A 2,405-nucleotide genomic window follows, 5' to 3' on the forward strand; every position below is an offset into this window, starting at 1 on the left:
AAGGGTACTGAAGCCTGCTACTTCCTCAAAAGGGCGCTCAGCAATGGTCTTACTTTTTTTTAAACATGATTATAGATTTAAAATTTAGCTACAAATTAATAAATTTCTTACATTTGAAAAAAGAAAAGACGTACTGAGGTTTTCAGGAGGGCTTCCGACCGGTAGGGAGGATTCGTTCAACACCGTATAAAAAAATTGCTAGTTTTAGCTAAACCAAAGTTAGTTGCCCGTTTGCTAACTTCTGATTTTCCTGCGGAAAATCCTCGCACACAAACACGCAACGTTCCTTACAGATAAACGTTGGCAACTATTTAAACAAACTCTGAGTTCAAAGCAAACAAAATGAAAAAACTAAGAAACATAGGGATATATTATACAGTATTTGGGTTTTTACTTATGATTAGTTTTGTATTCACAAATCTATGGAGAATATCTATAGTTGGAATAACATTACTTTTAGTTTATTTTTTCTTAAAAATTATCTATAAAAAAAATAGAATAGAAACTAAATTAACTAAACAACAGTTGCAACTTTGGAATTTCATTTTAATTATTTTTCCATTTATATACATACTATTCACATCTTGGTATGTTTGGCGACCTTATAATCAAACAATTATTCTTCCAAAAAATTATGATGGTGTAGTTGCCATACAATATGATAGACCTGATGGGCAAAAAGAAAAATGGACAGGAGGATTTTTAGGAATAGGAGCATCTCGAATAATAGAAGTAGATACAACAGGCATCGCCAAAACTCAATTTAAATTTCATAATAATGCTATCCCTTTTCTAGGAGTAAAACAAAATTACCAAAATAAAGGTGGGCTAAAAATCTATTATGAAAACGATTTGAATAATGAAATTATCATAGGAGCTGATGGTAAATATCAAACTTATAAAAATCAAAATATAAAACACCCGAATATATATTTTACTGGACTTACTAAATATCCATTAATTATTTTTGTGATTACAAAGACTAAAAAGTATGATAATTACTTTTTGAATGAAGAAGAAATGATTAATGAATATAAGATTAAACATAATCAAGAACCTATACTTGGCACATTTTTAAATATTCATAAGTTAAATAATAGGTATAATAAATATTACAAATTACAAGAATATTATCTTAAAGACTAAAACAATGTTTCCACTTTCAGTAAAATTTCAAGCATTTATACCAAAGTCACTTGGCAAGCCTCTATTAAGTTATTTTGAAAACACAAATCGTTTTAGGTTACTTGACAATAAAGAAGAGTTTATAAGACAATTAAACAGTTTTAATATTCGAACACACACTTGGCTTCCAGAACCAGGTTCTTTATCTAATTATTATGCAACTGATAATGTAGAAATGTTTCATCATCATAGCGGGCATAATACTCGCTTAGCAATAAATGCAGAAATTGATTTAACAAAAATTGGTAGTTATAATTCTGGAAGCGAAATTTTTAAACATTTCTCTCATTTAGATGGAACAATAGGAAATAAGAATAACCAACACTCAGGTTTAAGTCATCAAGTAAAGGCATATATAAAGCGAATTCCTTTTTATGACGACATGCCTCGTGCATCAAACAAAGATATGTATATTGGTGTTTGTAGTGAATTGCATTCTGCTCGTTCAGATGAAGCTCCTTTAAAAGTGCTAATCAGTAATTCAAAAAAACATTCTTTTTATGAATTAGGAAATGATACAACAATAATTAAGGTTTCTGCTTCTGCTGGTTATCCTTTTGCTGAACCTTTTTCACCTAATATTGATTTTAAGTTAGAAATTGAACTTTTTAAAAATTTAACTAACAAATCTATTGATGTACATGTAAAAGGAGTGCATAATAATTTCCCTGCTTACGAGTTAGTTATTAATGATAGAGTTGCTTATACTCATAACCCATCTGATTATGGGCATTCAGGTCCTGGCTTAATAAATTTGAATACAAATAAAAACTTTGATATTACTGAATGGATTAGGTTAAATGATTGGGAAGTGAGAGATTTGAAACAAGAAAAAAGCTTTGGGTGGTAAAAAACAGTTGCCAATAACTAAGTATTCGGCTCGCCGATAGGCTAGAGCTGAATAGGGTGTTGACGCATCCGGTTAATTTGCCACGCTATGGGTAAAACGATGCGTTTAGGGAAGGCTAATTGGGGGTTGCACTTTTTTTTGCTTGTTAAATATGTATTGAGCTTACTTTGCTCCAAATTTGATATTGGCTTTTAGCTTTTAACCATTTGGGAAATAAATGTCTTCTTTTTATTAGTCTATCCTGTAATGGCGTTTTACCTATAGCTTGTTTTGACCCCTATAAAACAAGAGTAATCTTTTAAATTTCGATTATTAATTATGCGTTTAATTTTCTCATTATTATTAGCTGTTTATCAGCGTTCCATTTTTC

2 protein-coding genes are annotated in these 2,405 nt (G+C 30.1%); both read left to right on the forward strand.

Going from position 1 to position 2,405, the window contains the following annotated elements:
• Positions 1–342: 342 nt before the first annotated feature.
• Positions 343–1,146, forward strand: coding sequence for a hypothetical protein (locus ACFFU9_RS10350; protein ID WP_379861362.1), 804 nt, complete (start codon positions 343–345; stop codon positions 1,144–1,146).
• Between the two features lie 4 nt (positions 1,147–1,150).
• On the forward strand, positions 1,151–2,035 hold the full coding sequence (locus ACFFU9_RS10355; protein ID WP_379861363.1) for a hypothetical protein: 885 nt from the start codon (positions 1,151–1,153) through the stop codon (positions 2,033–2,035).
• The last annotated feature ends 370 nt before the right edge of the window (positions 2,036–2,405 follow it).

It is taken from the genome of Mariniflexile ostreae, assembly GCF_042427585.1.
Lineage (GTDB): Bacteria > Bacteroidota > Bacteroidia > Flavobacteriales > Flavobacteriaceae > Pseudalgibacter > Pseudalgibacter ostreae.

Coding starts and splice junctions, on each gene's coding strand:
- ACFFU9_RS10355 (WP_379861363.1), top strand. CDS start 1,151: ATGTTTCCACTTTCAGTAAAATTTCAAGCATTTATACCAAAGTCACTT.
- ACFFU9_RS10350 (WP_379861362.1), top strand. CDS start 343: ATGAAAAAACTAAGAAACATAGGGATATATTATACAGTATTTGGGTTT.